Here is a 20,540-nt window from a genome sequence, read left to right as displayed (position 1 = left end):
GGTCTGAAATTAGCTTTTAAAAGAAAAAGATTATACATTTCAATATATTAAAGAAATAAAATGGTGCCCAAAAGAGGACTCGAACCTCCACGCCTTGCGGCACAGGTACCTGAAACCTGCGCGTCTACCAATTCCGCCATCTGGGCTTAAAATCCATCTAAGCTTGTGAAACATCTCTGTCAATAAAATTATGGAATTTATTCTTCAGTTCAAAATAATTACACTCGACTTTCTGGGCAATTTCCTAAAGTCTTTTATAACTTCAGAAATTTAAGGAGTAATGATTGTTTTTGAAAAAATTGTTGAGTCAGAATTAAATGTATAAATTATAGGAATACCCGTTACTAATTCTTGAGAGATAATCTCTTCACTGTTTAGACCTTCAAGCGCCATAATGAGAGCACGAAGAGAGTTGCCATGTGCTGCGACCAAAACAGTTTGACAGCGTAAAATATATGGTTGGATATGATAAAGATAATAAGGCCAAATACGGGCACCGGTGTCACGTAGGCTTTCTCCATTCGGAGGAGCAATCGTATAGGAGCGACGCCATATTTGCACTTGTTCTTCTCCCCATTGTTGGCGTACTTCATCTTTATTCAGACCAGAGAGATCACCGTAATCACGTTCATTCAACGTGGGGGTTTTTATCAGTTCTAAGTCTGATTGTCCCATTTGTTCTAAAATGTGCTGTGCCGTTTTTTGCGCGCGCTGTAAGGCGGATGTATACGCGATATCAAATTTTAAACCAGTTTCTTTAAGTTTTTTTCCTGCTGCTATTGCTTCTGCATGACCTTTTTCTGTCAAATTGGGATCTTTCCAACCAGTAAAAAGATTTTTGAGATTCCATTCACTTTGACCATGACGGATGAGTACGAGTGTGCGTTTCATTCGCGAACTTCCTGCGTTATATTGACTGTTTAAAGTTCATCGTTCAGTCCTAAAACATCAAGCATTGTATAAAGACCATTTTCTTGATTTTTTGCCCATAAGGCTGCTTTTAAGGCGCCATTAGCAAAGATAGAGCGCTCTTGCGCTACGTGTGAAAGAACAACGCGCTCATTTGGGCCAGCAAAAGTGACGCTATGGTCACCAACAACTGTTCCACCTCGTGAACAGGAAAAGCCAATTGTTCCTTTTTCGCGTTTACTTGTATGGTTACTGCGTTCGCTGACACACACATTTTGTAGCATAACATTGCGACCTTCGGCTGCCGCTTGTCCGAGAAGAAGGGCGGTTCCAGAAGGAGCATCAACTTTTCTTGCGTGATGCATTTCATAAATTTCAATATCAAAATCATCAGATTCTAGTGCTTTTGCCGCTCTTTTTACAAGGTTTGCTAGAAGATTAACACCAAGACTCATATTTCCAGATTTTACAATAGTCGTATATTTTGCAAAATTTGCAATTTGTACTTCTTCTGTTTTACTAAATCCCGTTGTGCCAATAATATGCACAACACCTTTTTGAGCAGCATAGTTGGCATAAAGAAGACTAGCTTGTGGCTGTGAGAAATCTAAAATACCTTCTGTGTTAGAAAAAGCGCTTTCGGGATCATCAGTGATACGAACACCAAGGGTATCTGAACCAGTCAGTGTATTGGCATCTTTATTTACAAAAGGCGATCCTTTACGCACAAGCACGGCATAAAGTTCTACATCTTTCCTCCGCTGGATGGCTGCAATAAGCTCTCGTCCCATTCTTCCATTAGCACCAACAACTGTAAGGCGCATGTGCTTCTCCTCATGACAACTTTACTTCTTGTAGTATAGGCAAATTCTCTCTTTCTTTCCAACGTTTCTTTTCCTTATAAGAGAAAATTTTGCTTCTTTAGTTATGGGCAGGGAGGATTAGCAATTTATACAAAGGACATGATGAGAAATGTTTTTGTTAATGTGATATTATAGAGTGAGCTTGTTAACTGTAGCTGATAGGAAACAAATTAGCAGCATTATTCTTTTTATTCACATCCGATATTGCTATAGCTTTTGCATTAAGAGGATTCAGATTTATAAAGTATTTTAAATTCTTTCCTAAATGATTTTTATTCATACGCTCTCTATTGTAGAAGAACCCTCTTTTGATTCATCATAGAATAGGGCTAGAATGAAAGAAGGTTCTTGTATTTAGGATTTCATTTCTGGTGTAAAATTATAAATCAATTTTGCATTATATGTTCTATAAAATTGCATAAGATTTTATTGGTGTAGAGGTTTATTCTGTATGATATTAAAGATTACTTTGATTTGCTAGGAAAAATGCTTAAAAATCAAGATCTGTATAATGAGGGCTTGCTACAATTCCTCGAATGCGATCTGTTAAAAGAGAACGGAAAGAAGGTCGCGATTTAATTCGCATATACCAGTCCTTGGTGGCAGGAGATTGTTCCCAGTCAATTTCTCCTAGAAAATCAAGCACAGAAACAGACGCTGCTGCTGCTAAATCGGCATAGGATAATTCGGAACCGACTAACCAGTCACGAGAAGCACAAAGCCAATTGAGATAGTTCATATGGGGTAGAATATTGGCGCGGGCATTGCGTAAGATTTGTGAATTGGGAGCACCACCGCCAAGGGTGAGCGGCATTTCGCGTTTATAGATTCGTTCTCTTACAATATGACGCGTAGCTTCAGTTTCAAATTTATTTAAAAACCAATCATTGAGACGGCGTACTTCCGCACGACCTAAAGGATTTTCCGGAAAGAATTTATTCTCTTGTCGTAAACTTCCATGTGTTTCATCTAAATATTCACAGATAACAATAGCTCCTGATACTGGAACTTCGTGTTCGTCAAGAAGAACGGGGACATGACCAGCTGGATTTAGGGCAAGAAATTCATGTCTTCTGGCCCACTCATGTTCCTCAATGAGTTGAGTAGCTATACCATATTCTCCAAGAATGAGGCGTATGAAACGGGAAGCAGAGGATAAAGGAGAGTGAAAAAGTGTCAGCATGATCTATGTTATCAAATAGAGTTGATGAGAATTCTTTCAAGTAACGGAAATTTTTATAAAGACACTTTATGAGAAGTACAAGGTTATTAGCAGAAGCTAGTAATTATGTTTAATAAAGTCTTAAGGACAAAAAGATTACACTGCGATCGTTTGTAAAATGGCAGTACGCAATTCTTCCAAACCGAGTGCTTTTTCTGAAGATGTTACAAGAAGTTCAGGAAAGGCTGCGGGACGTTTGAGAAGCTGTGTTTTTGTGGTTATTGTTAATTTTTCAAGGATATCCGATTTTATTTTATCACTTTTGGTTAAAACAATCTGATACGAAACGGCTGCTTTATCGAGGAGGTCTAGAACTTCTGCATCATTCTTTTTAATTCCATGGCGTGAATCAATCAAAATATAAACACGTTTCAGTGTTGTGCGCCCCCGTAAATAGCTAAAAATCAGATGTGTCCATGCATCAACGAGATTTTTAGGAGCTTTGGCAAAACCATAACCTGGCATATCTACGAGAGCAAAAGGGGGAAGATCTCCTGGTTGACCACTGAAACCATCAGGTACAAAATAATTAAGTTCTTGTGTACGTCCTGGTGTGTTTGAGGTACGTGCTAAGCCTTTTTGTTGAACAAGTGCGTTAATGAGAGAAGATTTTCCAACGTTAGAACGTCCTGCAAATGCAATTTCTGGGGGGCCTTCTGGTGGCAGAAAATGTATTTTTGGTACACCACGAATAAAAATCCAATTGCAAGAAAAAATTCCAGAAAGAGAAGAACATTTTATCATTCATGTATTTCTTTTTTAGGAGATTTTCGCCAGAGAGCTTTAAGATTATCAAGAAGCTCAATTTTAGCTCCTTGACGTTTCATCATGATGCCTTGCTGAATAATCGACAATATATTATTCCATGCCCAATAGATGACAAGACCAACAGGGAAAGAAGCCAGCATAAAGGTAAATATGACAGGCATCCATGTGAAGATCATAGCTTGTGTTTGATCTTGAGGAGCTGGATTCATACGCATTTGTAGAAACATTGTTATTCCCATGATCAAAGGCCATGCACCAATCATAAGAAATGTTGGAGCTGCGTATGGCAAGAAGCCAAATAGGTTAAAAAGAGAAGTCGGATCGGGCGCTGCTAAATCTTTAATCCAACCAAAGAAAGGTGCATGTCGCATTTCAATTGTAATATAGAGGACTTTATAAAGAGCAAAGAATATTGGAAATTGAACCAACATTGGCCAACATCCTGCCAGAGGATTAATTTTCTCGGTTTTATACAGTTCTATTATTGCTTGTTGTTGTTTAGTACGGTCATTTGGATATTTTTCTTTTATTTCCAGCAACAGCGGTTGTATGAGCTTCATACGTGCCATAGATTTATAGGACTTATTTGCCAGTGGGAAAAGAAGCGTTTTAAGGAGTACCGTGACAAGAAGAATGGCAATACCAAAATTTCCTGTTTGTTTATAAAGAACATCAATGAGTGAAAACATTGGCTTGGTGATGAAATCAAACCAACCCCAATCAATTAAGAGAGCAAACTTCTTAATTTTCAGATCATTTTGATAGTGATTAATGATTTCAACTTGTTTTGCACCAGCAAACAGACGATTTGTAACGGTTTTTGTTTCCTTTGGAGCAATCGTTAAGAGAGATCCTAATAAGTCGGACTGATAATGTGTTTGTAAGCGATCAAAATAAATAAAGCGGCTTGTATATTCTTTATCTTGTGGAGGAATAACTGCTACAGCCCAATATTTATCGGTAATACCAATCCAACCTCCTGTTACTTTAGAAAAAGTCATACTTTTTTGACCATTATCAGGATTTGGATCAAGTTCTGCTAATTTTTTGTATTTCTCAGTTTTGAGTGAATCACCAGCAATAGCTATCATACCTTCATGAAGCAAATATGTAGCATTTGTATGTTCTGGTGGAGCTGCACGTGCAACGCGGGCATAAGATGAGAGATATATTGGTTTATCTGTTTCATTGCTGATAGAGTCCTCAATGGTAAACATATAGTGGTCATCAACAGAAAGAATACGACGGAAAATTTGACCCTGTCCATTATTATAAATTAGCGTGATGGGTGTTGAAGGGGTCAGCATTGTATTGTCACCCTCTATTTGCCATTGTGTATCAGATTGTGGCAAGGCCTTTACTGGCAAAGATGAACTTGTAAAACCAAATTCAGCAAGGTAGGTCGTTGTGAATCCTTTAGGATTCAATAAAGCGATTTCCGGTGATTTGTTGTCTACTGTCAGACGATATTTTTTGAGGTGAAGATCATCGAATTGTGCACCAACAAGATTAATAGAACCTTCAAGTTCTCCAGTTTTGATGGCAATGCGATTTGTTTTAGCTAATACAGCATTTCGCAGTTCAGGAGTCATTTTATGATTAATGATAGATAATGATCCCTGCGTTGGTGAAGCATCAGAAAAATCTGTCGTAGGAGTGGAAAGCACTGATTGTTGTTTTGATAATTGCTGTGCAATTGCTTTTTGTTTTTGTAATTCAGCCTGTTTAGGAATTACATGAAGAAACTGCCATGCGACAAGCACAACGAAAGACAATCCAATGGCGATAAAGAAATTGCGGTTATATTCCATTTGTACTACCCTGTTGCCGTTGCTGGTGTCTTGTTTTTGGTTTTATTCGTCGATTTAGTTCGCTAATTAGAGATTTAAAAGGGGCATGAAGCACATCAGGACGTGCTACAATGACATAGTCTGTTCCTGCTTCCATATTGTTTATAAGCCCAACTCGTACTGCTTCACGGAGACGTCTTTTGATACGATTACGCTTAACAGCATTGCCATTTTTACGTGTAACTGTAAAACCCACACGCGCAACAGGAGGAGATTTTATTTCTGCTGTTTGTTCATGAGATTTAACTTCCAGCAAAAATAAAGGACCCCGTCGCTTTTCTCCTGTGCGTACTGCTAAAAAATCCGCTCTCTTGCGAATACGGCAGGGATGTTTTTTTTTCATAAAAGAACGCTTCGCAACCTCACTAAATGCCTGCAAATGCAGGCATCGGGATTTATAACAAAAACTTCACAATGAAGAAATGACGAACACTTCAATTATTGCAAAAATGTAAATGGTTAAATTAAACATTTAAGCGGATAACCGCTTACGTCCACGAGCACGCCTTGCGGCGATAACTTTACGCCCACTAGCCGTTGCCATACGTGCACGAAACCCATGGCGGCGTTTACGGACCAGTTTAGATGGTTGGTAAGTACGTTTCATTTATTTAAATACCGCGGAGTGCGGCCCTTCTTAATTCTATGGGCAAATTCATACGCTAGATGAATAATTTTATATTCTATCATACGATCATTATTTCCAATAAGGAAAAATATAAAAAAAGTCAATCTCAGATTATTTTTCTCTCTCTTAAAAAAATACAAAAAACTCCGTGCTATAGAGGTCTTTTGTTTGTAACACTTTCAAAAAAGTTAAGAAAAATAATTACTGATTTCAATGGTCAAGTTTATAGCTATTTTCTTTGCATGATTAGTAAGTATTAAAAGTGTTCATTAAAATTGTATAATTTGATAAAGGCTCTGTTTCACATTAAGAATTTCGCTCAATTTTGTTTTTTTAAGTTTTTTAAATATACGTAAAATGATCGGAAAAACTCTGATTAATAGGATTTTATGCTCGAGACTTTTATTTGAGGTTTGTTTCGTTTTTTACAAGAGATATGGTATAAGATATTTGTATTTTACAATTCTGATAAAGTGGAAAGTTTTAGGTGGTTAAGTTAGAGTTTTTTCGCCCTTATTGCTCTATTTTTTGGAGTTTTTATCGAGAGGAAAGAATGTGAGTCCTATTACAAGCGAAGCTATTCGCAATGCATTATGTCAAATAAAAGGACCGGATTTTGAGAGTGATATTGTATCATCGGGGCTTCTTTCAGAAATATTGATTGCTCATGGAAAAGTTTTCTTTTCCATTACAGTTCCAGATGGACGTGTGCAAGAATGGGAGTCGTTGCGTCGTGCTGCTGAAGAGGTGGTATGTGTTATGGATGGGGTTGAATCTGTTGTTGTCACACTTACGGCAGAAAAAAAACCAATGACATCTTCTCCGAAGCAGCGAGATACAGTTTTTTCTATGCCAAAACGTAAAACACATGCATTGCCTGTAAAAATGCCGGTAGAAGGTGTTCGGCATGTGGTTGCCGTTGCTTCTGGAAAGGGGGGGGTTGGCAAATCTACAATGGCAATCAATATCGCTCTTGCTTTACAAGCTTCTGGTTTCAAAACAGGGGTGATGGATGCGGATATCTATGGTCCATCTTTGCCACGTTTAACAGGGCTCGTTAATCAAAAACCACAACTCATTGATGAGAAAAAACTTCAACCTCTTGAAAAATTCGGACTTAAATTGATGTCGATGGGCTTTTTGATTGAGGAGGAAAAGCCAGTAGTATGGCGTGGTCCCATGGTAATGGCGGCTGTAACACAATTGCTCAGAGATGTTTTATGGAGACCTCTTGATGTTTTAGTCGTTGATATGCCTCCAGGGACAGGCGATGCACAATTGACCCTTGCTCAACAAGTGCAGTTGACGGGTGCATTGATTGTTTCTACTCCACAGGATCTTGCTTTGGTTGATGCGCGTAAAGCGATAGAAATGTTCATGAAAGTCAATGTTCCCATTTTAGGGCTCATTGAGAATATGAGCTATTTTATTGCTCCTGATACGCGAAAACGTTACGATATTTTTGGTTATGGTGGTACGCGAGCAGAAGCGGAACGACGAGGGATGTCTTTCTTAGCGGAAGTGCCGCTTGATGCAGCTTTACGTTCTTCTTCAGATGACGGTGTGCCAATCTTTGTTGCTAAGCCTGATGAGGAGCATGCTAAGCTTTATCGTGCGATTGCTAATCAAATAAAAAATAGATTTTTGTAAATTCACGTTTTTCTCAGACGGATTGTTAAAATACATAGTTAAAAACATCAGGAATTATTAAGACATGGATTTTTTATTGGGGTGTTAAAGCTTACAGATGTGAAATAAACGAAAAAGCTTATCGTACAATGGGTGATAATATGTTCAGTCTAGTAATATCTTTTTATCAACATAAGTTATTTGTTGCTTTTGTTGGAGGAGGGGACGATTGGTTAAAGAGTTTGATGTAGGTATAAAAACGTCTTTTTCATTATGAAGTTTTGGATATTGGTTATGCTATTGTATAAGTTGCGGAGAACATTGTGCAACAGGAGGTGTTGCGTTGCTAAAGAGTCATGTTTATTCAAAATAACGCAGAAAATTGTTGTTGAGAAGGAGCGATTCATATTTGCTTAGACCGACGGTTTTGACATCGATAAAGGGGAGCTGATTTTAAAAATACGGGCTATAAAAGTCATTTGGAAAATTTAGCTCTTTAAAAGGCTGGATAACCTTAAGATACAGAAATGAATAAAGTTTTGTTTCGGTTTTTGAAGAAAAGGTTTCTACAAAATTATAGGGACTGATGTGGGATTGGTACGCTGTGAATTCATCCTATTGGAAGTGTAATGATAATTGAAAATGCGTTATGACACTGAGAAAATTGTAGTATTGACGCATATCATTTTATTATGGCAAGCGCTTATTCGAGCGGTTTATTCTTTGGTGGTGACAACAAAATTGGCAGAAGCAGAAATAGATGATGCGCACGGGTAAGGGGTTTGGTAAGAGTTGATGAAGAAAGGTTTTTTGATGGTGAAAGAAGAGTATGTGTGAAAAAACATATTTTATAGGTAGCCATGCTTTTTGTGCGCCTGTCATAGAACCAGCACTTTATCTCGTATCAACCCCTATCGGAAATTTAGCAGATATTACTCTTCGTGCTTTGCAAGTTCTGACAGGTGTTGATATTCTAGCGTGTGAGGATACACGAGTAACGCGTGTTTTATTGGAACGCTATGGTATTCAGAAAACCCCATTTCTTTATCACGAACACAATGCACAAAAGGCAGGGCAGAAGTTATTAGCAATTTTGGCAGAAAATAAAAGCGTGGCACTTGTATCAGATGCTGGCACACCACTTATTTCTGATCCTGGATTTCGACTGGTAGAAGAAGCACGCAAAGTTGGTTACAAAATTATTCCGATCCCTGGTGCTTCAGCTCTTTTAGCCGCTCTTGTTGCGACGGGGCTTCCTACCGATAGCTTTTTCTTTGCAGGTTTTTTAAGTGCGCGAAAGACTCAGCGTCAAAAGCGCTTGGAACAATTGAAAACTATCCCTGCGACTTTAGTTTTTTATGAATCTCCGCATCGTCTTGTTGAGACTTTACAGGATATGGTTTCTGTTTTTTCGGCTGATCGCCCTGCGGCAATCTGTCGTGAATTAACAAAAAAGTTCGAAACAATAGATGTTTCCAATTTAGCTAATTTGTTGGAAATTTACAGGCAACAGGCTCATATTCGTGGGGAAATTGTTGTGCTTATCGGGGCGGCTCTTTCCTCTTTGAAAGTGATGAGTAATCAAGAAATTGATGAAATGTTATTAGAATTTGCACGTACACATTCTGCAGCTCAAGCGTCCTCTTTGGCGGCTAAGAAAACTGGCTTAAAAAAGCAAGAACTTTTCCAACGGTTGATTTTTTTGAAGGATGCATAAGCTTATGCAAAAAGAGCGCAGACAAAAGTCTTTTTATCGAGGTATTCGTGCAGAAAAAAGGGCGGCTTGGTGGTTACGATTCAAAGGATTTCATATTGCTGAAATGCGTTTTAAAACAAAGTGTGGTGAAATTGATTTAATCGCACGGCGTGGAAATCTTGTTTTAATCGTTGAGGTCAAAGCACGTTCAACCTTAGCTGAAGCAATGGCGGCGGTTTCTCGAATGAACGAGAGGCGTATTGAGGCAGCAGCTGATATTTGGCTAGCACGACAAAAAGATCATGCTTTTTTATGTGTACGCTTTGATCTCATTGCGATTTTACCGTGGCGTTTTCCGCGGCATATTCCTGCATTTTTTACATCTGATAAATAAAAGTTCCTCTATCGTTTTAATCATGGTAAATGGGAAGCATTTCGTTTTTATAGACGGATGGATTAGGAAAGTACGTCACAATTTGAGTGTTATAAGGAGTAAAATATGGACGATTATGAAAAATTTGCAACGGGTTTATTGATTATTTTTGGAGCACTGATTATTGGTGGTTTAATGGCAATGCATATTGTCCTTATGAGTAAACCAGGTTTTTTATTTGCACTAGCGGCTGCTATCATTGGTTGGTTTTCCGCTTTTGCGGTTCTCTTTGATAAACCTAAAGTTTATTTAGGATTGGTTATTCTTGCTATGTTATGTGTTGCTTCTTCAATTACTGTTTATGTAAGTTAATTCGTTAAAACCTATGAGCTGTCGATAATCGTCCTTTAGCATGATAAAAGCAAGGAATAGAAATGAAAATTGGTTTTTTGGGAACAGGTAAAATTAGCGCTTCAATGATTGATGGCTTAATGAAAAGCGCTTTTGATGTCCCTTCTGTTATCATTTCACCTCGCAATACGCAAATTGCAGAGCGTCTTTCGTCTAAGTATGATAAGGTTATTATTGCTGAAAATAATCAAGCACTGCTAGATATGAGTGATTGTGTTTTTCTTTGTTTGCCTAACCAAGTTGCCGAAGAGGTTTTAAGCTCTCTTCATTTTCGTTGTGAACAGCTTGTTGTTTCCGTCCTTGCTATGGCAAAAGCAGCACACGTTGAAGAGTGGATCAATCATAAGGTTTACCGTGCTGTTCCACTTCCTTTTGTCGCAGAATGTAAAAATTTGACGCCGATTTATCCTGATCATCCCTTTTTACGTCGTTTATTTGATGCGTTGGGGGGAACATTGGTGTTGGATGCAGAAGAGCAGTTTAATCTTTTCATGACAGCTGGTTCACTCATGGGGGTTTACTTTAATTTTATAGAAACAGCATATCAATGGTTTATAACACAAGGGATCAAGAAAGAGCAAGCAGCGGATTTTCTTGCTATGATGTTTGTAAACCTTACCGATGAAATGCGTAAAATTATAGCAACAGATGGTCTTGACTCTCTTGATTTTGCACTTCTTGAGAAAGAGTTTTCAACAAAGGGAGGAACAAATGAACTTTTGTCGAACTGTTTTTCTCTCCAAGGGGGGAAAAACGCTTTAATAACAGCTCTTGAAACTACTTTGCAAAAAATGAAGACTTCGTTTCCTCATTAAAATGTTGGATTTATATTTTTTGAACTCAATGAGAAAAATATTGGTGCATTTGTTGAGAATCATCTGGACGTGCTCTACCAAATTGTCTACTATGGATATTTTAAGAGTAAGAAGATTGATCTTCAGGACTTTTTCTAAAGTCATAAGTTGGTTTATGAAGATAATTCATTATTTTCAACTTGAATGAGAACATTGAAGTCAGAAAGTTTTTTTATTTTAACCCTTCTTAAGCATGAATAAAAAATATTTGCTTGTGCGTTATAAAAAGAATCCACATATCGATAAGCAAATGTTTAAAAAGGTGGAAAATATGCTTCTTATCAATCAACTTAATTGTGTAAGAATAAGCGCAACATTTTAAGTGCACAAATCGAATGGTCGTGTTGGCTTTTACTTCCATAAATGTAAAAGATGGTTACGCTTCGTGAATCTTTCGTTCTATTCTTTATAGAGAAGGGCAGAGAGGAGGACTTTAGGCATCTTTTATAAAGTTTGTAAAAGGGCCTGTATAATGTTGGTATGTTGTTTTCTTCATGAGAGAAAGAATGAGAAGTAAAAGCATGAAGTGTTGCGCAATCTTCATTTATCTCAAAGAGATTGCTGAGGAGCTTTTGAAGGGACGTGAAGCTAAATAAGAAAGAAAGGGTAGAGAAGGGTGAGAGTTTACATCTTTATAGCATAACGGTCAAAGTTTTTATTCTCATTATTTTGTTTTTATAGATAAAAATCATTTTAAAACAGTATGTTATAGATTTTTCTGATGAACAAGTTGCGGTGGTTAAAGGTATTTTTTGCGAGAGGGGTGATAGAACAGGTTTTGCATCGTGAAAGAATGCGTGTTTACAAGGATTCAGAAGAGGCTCTGGTTTGAGAGGAAACACTCTTGTTGAGTGTGTCTTTTTACGTTCTCATTTTGGTGGAATGAACAATGATTACATATTCAGATAAAGTGGACCCTCATTGCCTTGCGGACAAGTCCAATTAATATTTTGGTTGGGATCTTTGAGATCGCAGGTTTTACAATGTATGCAATTTGAAGCATTGATAACATAAGTTATCTGATCATGGTGGTTTAGCCATTCGTAGACAGCGGCAGGGCAATAGCGAGTAGAAGGTCCTGCATAAATTGCATATTCAGAGTTTTTTTGTTCCTCTAATGAGGATATTTTTAAATGGCATGGTTGATTTTCTTCATGATGCGTATTGGAAAGTGCAACACTGGAAAGGCGATCAAAGGTGATTACACCATCTGGTTTTGGATAAGCAATGGGTTTAAAATTTTTTGCTGGTTCAAGACATGCATAATCTGCTTTTCCGTGAGAGAGTGTTTTAAATAAAGAAAAGCCAAAAAGCTGTTGCCACCACATATCAAAGCCAGCAAGCTTAATCCCGTATTTTGTGCCATATTTTGCCCAAAGTGGTTTGGCGTTGCGTACTTTATAAAGGTCTTTACCAATGGGACCTTTTCGCCAATGTTCTTCGATTTCTTTGACTTCATCGTGGGAGCGACTTTGTGCGAGAGCTGCAGCAATTTTATCGGCTGTTAATATGCCAGATAAGATAGCATTGTGTGAGCCTTTGATACGAGGAACATTAACAAAACCAGCAGAGCAACCAATAAGTGCTCCTCCAGGAAATGTGAGTTTTGGAACAGATTGCCAACCACCTTCACTAATGACACGTGCACCATAGGAAAGGCGTTTTGCACCTTGGAAGATTTCATAGAGTTTGGGATGTGTTTTAAAACGTTGAAATTCTTCAAAGGGAGAGAGATAAGGATTTTTATAATCTAAGTGGACAACAAAGCCCACAGAAATTAAATTGTTTTCCTGATGATAAAGAAAACCTCCGCCTCCGGTATTATTGTCTAAGGGCCAACCTACGAAATGTTGAACTAAACCAGACTTGTGTTTTTGCGGATCAACTTCCCAGAGCTCTTTGAGTCCAAGCCCAAATTTCTGTGGTTCACGGTTTTTACTAAGATCAAATTTTTGTATCAGTTGTTTAGCAATTGAGCCATGTGCTCCTTCTGCAATTAAAGTATATTTTGCCAATAAAGTCATTCCAGGCATATAATTTTTTCCAAGCGTTCCGTCTTTATTAATGCCCATATCACCTGTGAGAACACCAATGATGGCTCCCTTATCGTTCTGAATTGTTTCAGATACGGCAAAACCAGGATAGATTTCAACGCCGAGTGCTTCAGCTTTTTTGCTTAGCCACCGACAAACATTGCCGAGTGAAACAATATAGCATCCGCTATTTGATAAGGCTTTAGGGTGAAAAATATTGGGAAATAGTGTGGCGTGTTTTGGCTTTAGAAAAAAAAACTGATCGCTGGTGACAGGTGTATTGAAGGGATGGTCGTGTTCATTTCTCCATTCTGGCAGGAGTGTATCAATGCCTATGGGATCAACAACTGCTCCAGATAAAATATGAGCACCAACTTCGCTCCCCTTTTCCACGATTGTGACAGAAAGTTCGGGATTAATTTGTTTTAGACGAATTGCTGCGGAAAGTCCTGCAGGTCCTGCTCCGACAATTACTATGTCAAATTCCATACTTTCACGTTGCTGATGCAAAGATGCATTCATGACTTATAAAGCTTTCTCAAACTCAGGAATAATGTGATGAAGATCGCCTACAACGGCATAATCAGCGATTTGCATGATGGGGGCTTCTGCATCTTTATTGATGGCTACAATAATTTGTGCATCCATTATGCCAGCTAAATGCTGGATTGCGCCGGAAATCCCGACAGCGATATAGAGTTCAGGAGCAACAACTTTGCCTGTTTGTCCAATTTGCCAATCATTAGGGGCATAGCCAGCATCAACCGCTGCACGGCTAGCACCTAAAGCTGCATCTAACTTGTTTGCAAGAGGGAGAAGGAGTTCCATAAATTGTTCTTGTGATCCAAGACCACGTCCACCTGATATAATAACACGTGCTGAGGTAAGATCAGGACGATCACTTTTATTGGTTTCTGCTTTTATGAAAGATGAAAGGTTTGGATTAGGAGCTGGTGTTATTGTTTTAATGGGAGCCGTGTTATTTTGAAAAGCGCTTGGAGGGAAGGCGGCTGTACGAACTGTTATCACCTTTTTACGATCATTGCTGCGTACAGTTTCGAGAGCATTTCCTGCATAAATTGGTCGTTTAAAGGTATCTGGTGCAAGAACAGCAACAATGTCTGAAATTTGCATAAGATCAAGAAGAGCAGCTACACGTGGCATGACATTTTTGCCGATGCTGCTAGAGACAGCCATGATCACATCATAGTCATTTGCAAGTTTGACAATTGTATTTGCCATAGGTTCCGCCAGATGATGTGCTAAATAATCAGCTTCAGCAACAAGAATTTGCCGTACACCAGAAAGTTTAGAACTGTTTTCGGCGATTGCTTGAACGTTCGTTCCACAAACTAAAATATCAATCTCATCGTTGATTGCACAAGCTGCGGTGAGTGCTTTTGCTGTTTCCTCTATCTTTTGTTCGGCTAATAAAAGAATTGCCATACGTTTTTACCTTTTTATACAGTATTATACTTTTGATCGTTTGTTTCTAGAATATTAAATGCATTTTTTTTGTTTTAGTGCATTTATAAGTTCTGCGACACTAGCTATTTTGACACCAGATTGACGGGGTTTCGGCTCTTCAACGCTAAGAATCGTTAAGCGCGCTCGCGTGTCTATGCCAAGATCAGCAAGTGTTTTTTGTTCCATAGGTTTCTTTTTTGCTTTCATGATATTGGGCAGAGAAGTGTAACGCGGTTCGTTTAAGCGCAGATCAGCGGTCATAACTATAGGAAGAGGGAGGCGAATAGTTTGTGTACCATTATCTATTTCGCGGATGACTGTTGCGTGACCGTTTTCTATGGCTAAATGTGAGGCAAAAGTTGCTTGTCCCCAACCAAGAAGAGCTGCAAGCATTTGTCCAGTTTGGTTGTTATCGTCGTCAATAGCTTGTTTTCCTAAGAAAACCATATCTGCTTTTTCTTCATGAACAATAGCCTTAAGAATCTTAGCAATTGTTAAGGGTTCAAGTGTTTTTTCTGTTGTTACAAGAAGTGCTCGATCGGCACCCATTGCAAGTCCTGTTCGCAAAGTTTCTTGTGCGGCTTCTGGTCCAATTGAAACAAGAACAACTTCTGAAATTTTCCCAGCTTCTTTTTGACGAATTGCTTCTTCCACGGCGATTTCGTCAAAAGGGTTCATAGACATTTTTACATGGGAGAGATCAACACCTGTACCATCGCGTTTGACGCGTATCTTAATGTTATAATCAACAACACGTTTGACAGCGACAATTATTTTCATAGTAATCCTCTTCGTTTGTATGATTACAAGTTTATAGTAATCTTCATAAGGAACCAAATTTTTTAGGATGGAATCTTACGCAATCATTATATGATTTTTCTTAAATTTTCTGTTTATCATTGTTCTTTTATTTTTGTATGCCTTAATAATTGTTATCTTCGCTTGAACAAAAAGTCTGTTCATTTTTAATGGATATTCTCATCATAGTTTTAAAAGAATTTAAAATAAAAAAGATACGGAATAGTAAATAGTATTAGAGCAACAAAAATGAAGAGATCCTTTTAAGTTCCCTATACACTGTTTACAATAAGTCATAGGACTTTAATGCAGTGGAAAAAGAGTGAAAAAAACAAAAATGGAGAAATGACTTTTCAATTTAAATCTTGAAAGTACTAAAATCAAAGACCACTCATAAGTATTTTGAGAAATTGTTAAAGCTCTATTTACTAAAATAGAGCACTATTTTCAATTATCTATACGATTCTTTACAGAAAATTAGTGAGACGTAGCATTTGACAATATAATGAGGGGTAGCGTTTTTGAAGAGGAAGAGTCAGACTATAAAGCAGGCTAAGCAAGATAATCCTTCCTTTTTTGTTGTGGAGCAAAAAGAGAGGGAGGATACATTTACTGAAATAACAATGTCGGACATTGCTAAAAAATTACGCTCTGTTTATGCACAAATGCAGAGGAAACATTTACCGCGTCCTTTGGTATCGCAAAATTCTTTAGAAGAGCATTTTAAATCTTATTTGGATGACATCAGTCGAGCAATTTTGGCTGAGCACTATATTCGTCGCCAAAGAGAAAAAAAGCTTTTTGAGTATTTGGAGGAGATTAAATCGCTTGTTCAGAATTTGCAAAACGAAAAGAGAAATCTAGAAGGAGCAGTGATAAAACAACATATGTCTCGTTCAAAGTCGCTCGATTCTGTTGTGCAGAAACTTGCTGATATGACATGTGAGGAAAAACAAGAGCGTTTATTGCTTCAAGAAGCACTGAACTTTTCAGGGCAAGAATGTACAACCCAAGGCCAGAAAAATGTTAAAAACTTGTTGCAAAAAGAAAATAAAAGCTCTTTGCCAACAGATCTCATAAAACCTTCCTTCAAAGAGACTGAGAAGCTTGTGGGGCGTTCTGAAATAGAGGAAAGATGTTCTTATGTTCAAGAATTTGGTCGTAGCAATGAAAATGAATTGTCTCTTTCCTTAAAGGCAGAGTCTGAAAAGCATTTTTCTTTTTTACGTTATCTTGTAAAAAAAATTCTTCCTTGTTTTTTAATCATTGCATTCATGGCAGCGATAACGATCTGCTTTTACAGATTTTCAAGAGGAGCTTTTTTTAATTTTATGATTTAGTAGCATTGATGTAAGGTTTTTTTCTCATTCATAATTTTGCAAAATCATAGATGATATTTAAAATCATCTTTTAAAATACGCAACAGAGAGTATTGAAATAGGGGATTATTAGAGAGGGGCTCTCGAATTGTCTAAAAATCTCAAATGATCTTAAAGGTTCTGTAAGTGAGTATTTATTTACCAATTGCTGAAATGTCGCTCAACATGCTGATCTTGATCGGGATGGGAGTCGTTGCGGGTTTTTTTTCAGGTCTTTTTGGGATTGGTGGTGGTTTTCTTATTACACCCTTATTGATTTTTTATAATATACCTCCTGCCATTGCTGTTGGAACAGGCGCTAATCAAATGATTGCATCATCTGTAACCGGTGCTATTACACATTTTAGAAGACGCACTTTGGATATTAAACTTGGTCTCCTTTTAGCGGTTGGAGGGGGAATTGGTTCTATCCTTGGAACTCAAATTTTTTCTGTTTTGAAAAAAATGGGACAATTAGATCTCATAATTTCGTTTCTTTATGTGATTCTTCTTGGGAGTGTGGGAAGTTTGATGATTATTGAAAGTTGGTGCGATATGATGCGCCAACGTAAATCACAAAAAGTCAATGTTCGTCTTGCTGGTAGACATAACTGGATCCATCGTTTGCCATTAAAAATGCGTTTTCGCACATCAATGATATATGTCAGCATCATTCCAGTTTTAACAATTGGTCTCATTGTTGGCTTGTTGTCTTCCATTATGGGCATTGGTGGTGGGTTCTTTATGATACCAGCACTGATTTACCTTTTACGTGTTCCAACTAGTGTGGTGATTGGAACTTCACTTTTTCAGATTACGTTTGTATCTTCTTTTACTACCATTTTACAAAGTGTGAGTAATCAGTCTGTTGATATTGTTTTAGCTTTTTTGCTGATGCTTGGGGGAAGTATTGGTGCACAATATGGAACACGGGCTGGACGAAAGTTAAAAGCTGAGCAATTACGTATGGCGCTTGCTTTTTTGGTGTTGATTGTATGTATGCGTCTTGCTTTTCAATTATTTGTACGTCCTGATAATCTCTTCTCTCTGGATATTTTGATGAGATAACAATGGGTAGATTCTTTTCTTTCTTCATCGTTGCAAACTGCTTTTTTATGCTCTCTTTTTCTACGTGGGCACATGTTAGGGAAAACACTCCATTTGTTGATCAAGTGAATCATGAAACTATCCAAATTATTATAACAACAAATAGGATTACGGTTGATGCACATTTCGATGGTCGTGATCTTTATATTGCTGGTGTTTTGGAAAATATCGATCCATTATATTCTCGACAAAATCGTTATGATATTATTGTAAGCTTGGAGGGGCAAGCTCGGCCTATGGTTATGCGGGAAAAGAAACGTAATGCTGGAGTGTGGGTTAACGCAGATTCTCTTATTTTTAAAAATGTTCCTCTCTTTTATTCTATGGTCACAACGCGTGAAATTGATGATATTGCTAACGTTAAAGATTATAAACGCTTGGGGTTAGGATTATCCTATTTGTTACTGCAAACGGATGAACAAGATCAGAAGAAAGTTAAAATCTTTCGTGATGAACTTATAAAATCGCAAAAAGCTAAAAACCTTTATCATGAGGAAGTCGGAGGTGTTCATTTTGGTTCTGGTGCCCTTTTCACAGCACATTTTCGGTTGCCAGCAAATACTCCTGTTGGACATTATCAAGCTTGTGCTTATCTTTTCCGTGATGGGCAGTTTCTTGATAGTGCGACTACGACTCTTGAAATCGTTAAAGCACATATTGCTTATACAATTTTTCATGCAGCGCACAAGCACAGTTTTTTATATGGTATTGTTGCCGTGATTATAGCTATTAGTACAGGCTTTTTATGTCGTCTGATTTTTCGAAAAGACTAGCACAGAGGAAAGACTGAAGCATTTATTTTTTATTTAAAATGCGTAAAAAAAGAAAAATAGGGACAACAATAATGGCTCCCATCATGGTCATATGGAAGAAGTTTGTAAGCGTTATAAACCCTGTTTTCCATAAAGATTTAAAAAATTCTGTTATTGTTCGCACGAGACTTCGAGGCGTCCATCCAAGAAAATTCAGCACGATGCCAACAAGGAGTGAAATGGTAAGCAGTTTGATAGCAACACACCCTAATGTTCCCCCAAGAAACGCATGAAAAGAAGCGGACAGATTTCTCTTTTTATTCATTGGATACATCCTTAAATATATTGCGTTCTCGTTGCATAAGACAATGGGGGCGTTATCGTAAATAAGAAATCTTTTTTTTGTTTCTTTTTACTTTTTTTTCAAGTTCACCACCTTGTAAGACTGGTGTAACTTTTGTACTGGTTTCTGAAACACGTTCATGTTCTGTCGGCATTTTTCTCAATACTTTCATATTGTTCCTTTCATTAATTTGATGGATACTTCATTTTTTATAAATTCGCAGAAGAATTTTATAATGTCTTAATATTTTATAGCGTTAAAAATTTTTCAATGTGCCTAAAATGAAGATGTTTTGTAAAAAATATCATTTCAAAACATCCGCTTTTAGAAAGAGACTATCCATCTTGGTAAAGATATGTTTATATAGATATTAAGATTGGGTATTTCAATCTGCATAGAGAAGTAATTAATTTGTTTGCTGCAAAAGACAAAGGTAACAAATGGAGTGAAATTTCATATCTCTGAAGAAGTAGGGGGATTATAAAATGTTTTGATAAAAAATTGTTCTGTTCGGATCGATGGTGAAAGTGACAAGTTTTTCATCCTTCAGATTTGCCATTGTTGCCTTAAAAAATGATGATAATAAGGTGCAGGTTTTGAATTGTTATTTGATATCAGAGTTATAAAATACTTAAATTTTTTCCTGAAGAAGGGGTGAAAAGGGGTGTGATAGGCGCTTACAATTTCTCTAGGATCATTAAAATATCAAATTTTATGAGGTTTTTGAAGCAATTTGAGTGGCGCTTTTTAGGAAATTGCAAAAAGAAATTTGAAGAAAAAATCTATTTGATGAAGTAAAGAGGAATTTTTTCCTAATATGCTCTGAATTGTAAGTTTCGTGCTGTCACTAATGGGTGCTGTTTGCATGATCCCTCTCTTTTAATCAGATTGTTTCCGTTGCCTATTTTGTTTAACCTCCATCTCTTTTCAAAGGGGAAAATGGTTGGTAAGTGGTTACTGATATTGAGGATTTTGTTATTTTGCCTCTAGGAGGTGCGTTTTCTAAGCATGGTTATATTATTTTTGCAGGTTATTGCTGCATAGGGAATTTATACAATAAATTTAAAAAGGAAAAGTCTATGAACTTGAAAGGGAAAATATTGAGGAGGAGCAGTTCTTTTGTTGCTTCTATTATTGCATTGGGGATGTTTGTACACCATGTTGCAGCGAAAACCCCTGCTGATACACTTGTGATGGGTTGGAATCTTGATCCAATAAGTAACTTTGATCCTGCGCAACTCAATGATCGTTATGGAATTGAAGTGGTTAACAATATTTGTGATAATTTAGTTGTTTCTGCTAAAGATGACGCTACTAAAATGGTTCCTTCTTTGGCGAAGAGTTGGGATGTTTCAAGTGATGATCAGAGAACAGTGATTACTTTTCATTTGCATGATGATTTGAAGTTTAGCGACGGTAGGCCAGCTCATGCCAGTGATCTTGTTTGGGGTATGAGGCGGGTTGTGAAATTGAAACTAT

At 37.4% G+C, this 20,540-nt stretch carries 22 protein-coding genes and 1 tRNA gene; 10 read left to right on the top strand and 13 right to left on the bottom strand.

Features of this window, described 5'->3' with window-relative positions; all coding sequences use genetic code 11:
• Window positions 1–61: 61 nt before the first annotated feature.
• The 8 genes from AC0QT1_RS07215 to rpmH all read right to left on the bottom strand — a co-directional run bounded on the left by AC0QT1_RS07215 (window position 62) and on the right by rpmH (window position 6,219).
• Window positions 62–146, bottom strand: a tRNA-Leu gene (locus tag AC0QT1_RS07215).
• A gap of 124 nt (window positions 147–270) precedes the next feature.
• Window positions 271–891: a 2,3-bisphosphoglycerate-dependent phosphoglycerate mutase gene (locus tag AC0QT1_RS07210; RefSeq protein WP_473201138.1), complete on the bottom strand. Its 621-nt coding sequence runs from the start codon at window positions 889–891 to the stop codon at window positions 271–273.
• A gap of 29 nt (window positions 892–920) precedes the next feature.
• Window positions 921–1,733 carry a 4-hydroxy-tetrahydrodipicolinate reductase gene (gene dapB, locus AC0QT1_RS07205; RefSeq protein ID WP_473201139.1) on the bottom strand — a complete coding sequence of 271 codons (813 nt, stop codon included), beginning with the start codon at window positions 1,731–1,733 and terminating at the stop codon, window positions 921–923.
• Between the two features lie 529 nt (window positions 1,734–2,262).
• Window positions 2,263–2,955 (bottom strand): glutathione S-transferase family protein, encoded by a 693-nt coding sequence (locus AC0QT1_RS07200; RefSeq protein ID WP_473201140.1) that lies wholly within the window; start codon window positions 2,953–2,955, stop codon window positions 2,263–2,265.
• Window positions 2,956–3,090: 135 nt separating this feature from the next.
• Window positions 3,091–3,738 carry a ribosome biogenesis GTP-binding protein YihA/YsxC gene (gene yihA / locus AC0QT1_RS07195; RefSeq protein ID WP_473201974.1) on the bottom strand — a complete coding sequence of 216 codons (648 nt, stop codon included), beginning with the start codon at window positions 3,736–3,738 and terminating at the stop codon, window positions 3,091–3,093.
• The gene (yidC, locus tag AC0QT1_RS07190; RefSeq protein WP_473201142.1) at window positions 3,735–5,573 is read right to left on the bottom strand and encodes a membrane protein insertase YidC; all 1,839 of its coding nucleotides are present in this window, start codon (window positions 5,571–5,573) and stop codon (window positions 3,735–3,737) included. The genes yihA and yidC overlap by 4 nt, the downstream gene beginning before the upstream one ends.
• Window positions 5,563–5,955 (bottom strand): ribonuclease P protein component, encoded by a 393-nt coding sequence (gene rnpA, locus AC0QT1_RS07185; RefSeq protein ID WP_473201143.1) that lies wholly within the window; start codon window positions 5,953–5,955, stop codon window positions 5,563–5,565. The genes yidC and rnpA overlap by 11 nt, the downstream gene beginning before the upstream one ends.
• A 129-nt stretch (window positions 5,956–6,084) precedes the next feature.
• Window positions 6,085–6,219 (bottom strand): 50S ribosomal protein L34, encoded by a 135-nt coding sequence (gene rpmH, locus AC0QT1_RS07180; RefSeq protein ID WP_011181069.1) that lies wholly within the window; start codon window positions 6,217–6,219, stop codon window positions 6,085–6,087.
• A 576-nt stretch (window positions 6,220–6,795) separates the two neighbouring features.
• Here rpmH and AC0QT1_RS07175 point away from each other — a divergent pair.
• The 6 genes from AC0QT1_RS07175 to AC0QT1_RS07150 all read left to right on the top strand — a co-directional run bounded on the left by AC0QT1_RS07175 (window position 6,796) and on the right by AC0QT1_RS07150 (window position 11,164).
• Window positions 6,796–7,890, top strand: coding sequence for an Mrp/NBP35 family ATP-binding protein (locus AC0QT1_RS07175; RefSeq protein ID WP_473201973.1), 1,095 nt, complete (start codon window positions 6,796–6,798; stop codon window positions 7,888–7,890).
• Between the two features lie 621 nt (window positions 7,891–8,511).
• Window positions 8,512–8,646, top strand: a complete 135-nt coding sequence (locus AC0QT1_RS07170; protein ID WP_473201145.1) for a hypothetical protein — start codon at window positions 8,512–8,514, stop codon at window positions 8,644–8,646.
• A gap of 52 nt (window positions 8,647–8,698) precedes the next feature.
• Window positions 8,699–9,586, top strand: a complete 888-nt coding sequence (gene rsmI / locus AC0QT1_RS07165) for a 16S rRNA (cytidine(1402)-2'-O)-methyltransferase (protein WP_473201146.1) — start codon at window positions 8,699–8,701, stop codon at window positions 9,584–9,586.
• Between the two features lie 4 nt (window positions 9,587–9,590).
• Entirely contained in the window at window positions 9,591–9,959 is a 369-nt protein-coding gene (locus AC0QT1_RS07160; RefSeq protein WP_473201147.1) for a YraN family protein, read from the top strand.
• Between the two features lie 105 nt (window positions 9,960–10,064).
• Window positions 10,065–10,310: a hypothetical protein gene (locus AC0QT1_RS07155; protein ID WP_473201148.1), complete on the top strand. Its 246-nt coding sequence runs from the start codon at window positions 10,065–10,067 to the stop codon at window positions 10,308–10,310.
• A gap of 62 nt (window positions 10,311–10,372) precedes the next feature.
• Window positions 10,373–11,164: a pyrroline-5-carboxylate reductase gene (locus AC0QT1_RS07150; protein ID WP_473201149.1), complete on the top strand. Its 792-nt coding sequence runs from the start codon at window positions 10,373–10,375 to the stop codon at window positions 11,162–11,164.
• A 932-nt stretch (window positions 11,165–12,096) separates the two neighbouring features.
• Here the strand turns inward: AC0QT1_RS07150 and AC0QT1_RS07145 are convergent.
• The 3 genes from AC0QT1_RS07145 to AC0QT1_RS07135 are packed head-to-tail and all read right to left on the bottom strand — an operon-like array spanning window position 12,097 to window position 15,483.
• Window positions 12,097–13,758: an electron transfer flavoprotein-ubiquinone oxidoreductase gene (locus AC0QT1_RS07145; protein WP_473201150.1), complete on the bottom strand. Its 1,662-nt coding sequence runs from the start codon at window positions 13,756–13,758 to the stop codon at window positions 12,097–12,099.
• A 3-nt stretch (window positions 13,759–13,761) separates the two neighbouring features.
• Entirely contained in the window at window positions 13,762–14,682 is a 921-nt protein-coding gene (locus AC0QT1_RS07140) for an electron transfer flavoprotein subunit alpha/FixB family protein (RefSeq protein WP_473201151.1), read from the bottom strand.
• 54 nt (window positions 14,683–14,736) lie between these two features.
• Window positions 14,737–15,483 carry an electron transfer flavoprotein subunit beta/FixA family protein gene (locus AC0QT1_RS07135; protein WP_473201152.1) on the bottom strand — a complete coding sequence of 249 codons (747 nt, stop codon included), beginning with the start codon at window positions 15,481–15,483 and terminating at the stop codon, window positions 14,737–14,739.
• A 539-nt stretch (window positions 15,484–16,022) separates the two neighbouring features.
• On the opposite strand from AC0QT1_RS07135, the gene AC0QT1_RS07130 reads away from it, so the two are divergent.
• From AC0QT1_RS07130 to AC0QT1_RS07120, 3 genes are all read left to right on the top strand, one after another.
• The gene (locus tag AC0QT1_RS07130; RefSeq protein ID WP_473201972.1) at window positions 16,023–16,841 is read left to right on the top strand and encodes a hypothetical protein; all 819 of its coding nucleotides are present in this window, start codon (window positions 16,023–16,025) and stop codon (window positions 16,839–16,841) included.
• Between the two features lie 165 nt (window positions 16,842–17,006).
• On the top strand, window positions 17,007–17,927 hold the full coding sequence (locus tag AC0QT1_RS07125; RefSeq protein ID WP_473201971.1) for a sulfite exporter TauE/SafE family protein: 921 nt from the start codon (window positions 17,007–17,009) through the stop codon (window positions 17,925–17,927).
• Between the two features lie 2 nt (window positions 17,928–17,929).
• Window positions 17,930–18,739, top strand: a complete 810-nt coding sequence (locus AC0QT1_RS07120; RefSeq protein WP_473201970.1) for a TIGR02186 family protein — start codon at window positions 17,930–17,932, stop codon at window positions 18,737–18,739.
• Between the two features lie 22 nt (window positions 18,740–18,761).
• Here AC0QT1_RS07120 and AC0QT1_RS07115 read toward each other — a convergent pair whose 3' ends face one another.
• Entirely contained in the window at window positions 18,762–19,043 is a 282-nt protein-coding gene (locus AC0QT1_RS07115) for a DUF6460 domain-containing protein (protein WP_473201156.1), read from the bottom strand.
• A 52-nt stretch (window positions 19,044–19,095) separates the two neighbouring features.
• Window positions 19,096–19,233 carry a hypothetical protein gene (locus AC0QT1_RS07110; RefSeq protein ID WP_473201157.1) on the bottom strand — a complete coding sequence of 46 codons (138 nt, stop codon included), beginning with the start codon at window positions 19,231–19,233 and terminating at the stop codon, window positions 19,096–19,098.
• A 907-nt stretch (window positions 19,234–20,140) separates the two neighbouring features.
• On the opposite strand from AC0QT1_RS07110, the gene AC0QT1_RS07105 reads away from it, so the two are divergent.
• Window positions 20,141–20,540: ABC transporter substrate-binding protein (locus AC0QT1_RS07105; RefSeq protein ID WP_473201983.1), on the top strand; the 400-nt coding region annotated here is incomplete at its 3' end.

The sequence above is a fragment of the Bartonella sp. P12B genome (assembly GCF_055796185.1).
This window is presented reverse-complemented; position numbering and strand designations above follow the sequence as displayed.